This window comes from Alkalibacterium sp. m-11, from assembly GCF_054658155.1.
The window spans coordinates 1-2,668 of sequence record NZ_BAAGIR010000202.1 but is presented as its reverse complement, the minus strand read 5'-3'; the positions used below and the strand labels follow the sequence as shown (position 1 = coordinate 2,668).

Sequence of the window (2,668 nt, the reverse complement as noted above, 5' to 3'; positions counted from 1 at the left end):
TTGTTTTCGATCTAATCGAGAAGAATATAAAGTGGCATGATAGACAGTTAATACTTAAAAATGTCTAAAAAAGCAGTGAGTTTAATAGAAATAGTTATCCACATTTAGAGGTATGAATAATTCAGGTGAAATCATATATTATAAGAATTGAACTTGAAGAATCAAATCCATTAATTTGGAGAAGAGTCATCATGCCTGCCGGTGCTACATATAAAAGACTTCATGATGTCATTCAGAACGTGACCAATTTCCAGAGTGGTTATCCAGGAGGCGGTTATCATCTCTATGAGTTTGATCTTCCTAAAGAGAATAGAATCGTCACTGATAATGAGGAAGCGTATATGGAGCATCAGCACTACATAAAGAATAAACAGTATTATGAAGATCGGCTGAAATCAATGCCCGCCAATATGCTTCAGTTTGAGCAGAACCACCAGGAACGGTTAATGGTTGAGGTCCGCAAGCCTACTGGACTGAAGATAGACGATTATATTGAGAAGTATAAGGAGATCCGATACAACTATGACTTTGGTGATGATTGGTGGTTCACTATTAAACTTGAAGAGATCGCCCATGATTATTACTTTGGTTACCCAACTCTACTTGATGGAGATGAGACAGCACCGCCAGAAGATGTGGGTGGGATCCATGGGTTTTATGAGTTTTTGCAAGCTTACCGCAATCCAAAGCATCCAGAGCACGGTGACATGAAGGCTTGGGTTGAGGATTGGAATTTCAAGGAGTACGATCCTGATTGGATTAATGACAGACTTAAGGGGATTGATTACAAGAAGACCGAGTGGGGCAAGATTAATCACGAGAATTACAAAGTGATTGAGGATAAGTATAGAAAGTGAAATGAAAGGGGATAGCCAATTGAAGTATTCAGAAATAGAAGTAAAGAAAATGTTGAAAACTGGCGACTTGAGTCTCGAAGAACAGATCAAGTTTAACATCTTGAACTTCATCAGGACAATCCATCTTAATGAACTGGACTTCATTGAATCATCCTTTGGGACAGAGTTTTTTGGTGAGTTGCCCATGACATTTAAGAAAAACCCAGGCCAAGTGATGGGGCTGATCACTGCCACTATCAATGGAGAAGTGCAGAAGTACGTCTTTAACGATAAAGGGTATGAGCCTTTAGAGGATCTGATCAAATTAAGTAGATAATAGAGAAAACCCGTCAAGCATTATTAGCCTGGCGGGACTTTGTTATTTTTGGAAGACCATGATTGGTAGATTAGGAAGCCCGCTGTCAAGGGCAATATAAAATTGTAGAATTATGACAGAATAAAATTGTAGAATTATGACAGAATAAAAATGTAGGTTTTTGACAGTCTATTCTTGAAGTCCTTTATATTTTCCCCTTCATACGATAAGATTTTCCTGTAATCTTAAAGACTTTGACATGATGAACCAAGCGATCAAGAATGGCGGCGGCTATTTCAGAATTCTGAAATAGCTCTCCCCATCGAGACAAGATAATGTTCGTTGTAATCAGTGTAGATTTCTGTTCGTAGCAACAAGAGTCTCTCTCTTTTAATCCTGGTTTAATCAACGTGTGATAGTATAATGAATATATAAAACTGATTATGGAGGGAGAACAGATGCGCTTACTATTAGTTGAAGATGAACCTGAGTTGAATGAGATTATCGCCAAACGATTGAAAAAAGAACATTACGGTGTGGATCAGTGTTTTGATGGAGAAGAAGCATGGGATTATATCGAATTCAACGACTATGATGCCATTATCTTGGATATCATGCTGCCTAAGATAGACGGCATCGAATTAATGAAGCGAATTCGGGCACAAAAGAAAGACACGCCTGTTATTATGCTGACAGCGAAAGACACTACGGAAGACCGCGTTGCCGGGTTAGATTCTGGAGCGGATGATTACTTAATCAAACCTTTTGCCTTTGATGAATTGCTGGCTCGAATTCGTGTCCTTTTAAGAAGAAAAACGGGTCATACCAGCAATACGATTACGCTAGCTGATTTGATTTTGGATACAGATAAAAAGACCGTTCGAAGAGGTGAGAAGGATATTATCCTGTCGAGCAAAGAATATTCTATTCTGGAGTACATGATGCGCAACCAAGGCATTGTTCTTTCCCGTGATAAGATTGAGCAGCATATTTGGAATTATGATTATGTTGGTGGATCGAATATCGTAGATGTCTACATTCGTTATCTAAGGGTTAAAATTGATAAAGACTCTTCTCCCAAGCTGATTCATACAGTCAGGAGCATGGGGTATGTGATGAGGGAAGAACATGACTAAATTATCGATAAAAGCAAAGGTCACTCTCTGGTATGCCCTATTAATGGTGGTCGTTATCGGCTTCGTGTTGGCAATCATTTTCTATGTCGGCAATACAGTGCTGACTTCTTCTATAGATGTAGAAAAGCATTCTATACCGATAAAAAAGAGGCGAAAAAAGGCAATGTGATCCAGCAGACGTGAATACACTGCTGGATCACATTGCCTTTTTTTCTTGTCAAATGTCTCCAGCAAAGGTAAAATAAGGAAACGTATACAAATCTGACAGAAAGAAAGAGAGAAAAGGCGACAGCATTGGAGTTCACGCTCCCCTGTCTTCTTTTCTCTCTCACCAATACATAATGAATTATACCTTACTCTCCCCAAATAATAAAGACTTT

General features: G+C 38.7%; 4 protein-coding genes and 1 pseudogene. 4 read left to right on the top strand and 1 reads right to left on the bottom strand.

Annotated features, from left to right (window positions below):
- Positions 1-125: 125 nt before the first annotated feature.
- Both ACYQ2O_RS11615 and ACYQ2O_RS11610 read left to right on the top strand, forming a co-directional pair.
- A complete protein-coding gene (locus tag ACYQ2O_RS11615) occupies positions 126-857 on the top strand; it encodes a plasmid pRiA4b ORF-3 family protein (RefSeq protein ID WP_346023883.1) in 732 nt (243 codons plus the stop codon).
- A 19-nt stretch (positions 858-876) separates the two neighbouring features.
- Positions 877-1,173 (top strand): hypothetical protein, encoded by a 297-nt coding sequence (locus tag ACYQ2O_RS11610; protein ID WP_346023884.1) that lies wholly within the window; start codon positions 877-879, stop codon positions 1,171-1,173.
- A 184-nt stretch (positions 1,174-1,357) separates the two neighbouring features.
- On the opposite strand, the pseudogene ACYQ2O_RS11605 reads toward ACYQ2O_RS11610, so the two are convergent.
- Positions 1,358-1,522, bottom strand: a pseudogene (locus ACYQ2O_RS11605) (ATP-binding protein); the annotation flags it as partial.
- 88 nt (positions 1,523-1,610) lie between these two features.
- On the opposite strand from ACYQ2O_RS11605, the gene ACYQ2O_RS11600 reads away from it, so the two are divergent.
- The gene (locus ACYQ2O_RS11600; RefSeq protein ID WP_346023885.1) at positions 1,611-2,288 is read left to right on the top strand and encodes a response regulator transcription factor; all 678 of its coding nucleotides are present in this window, start codon (positions 1,611-1,613) and stop codon (positions 2,286-2,288) included.
- Positions 2,281-2,457 carry a hypothetical protein gene (locus ACYQ2O_RS11595; protein ID WP_346023886.1) on the top strand — a complete coding sequence of 59 codons (177 nt, stop codon included), beginning with the start codon at positions 2,281-2,283 and terminating at the stop codon, positions 2,455-2,457. The genes ACYQ2O_RS11600 and ACYQ2O_RS11595 overlap by 8 nt, the downstream gene beginning before the upstream one ends.
- Positions 2,458-2,668: the final 211 nt, after the last annotated feature.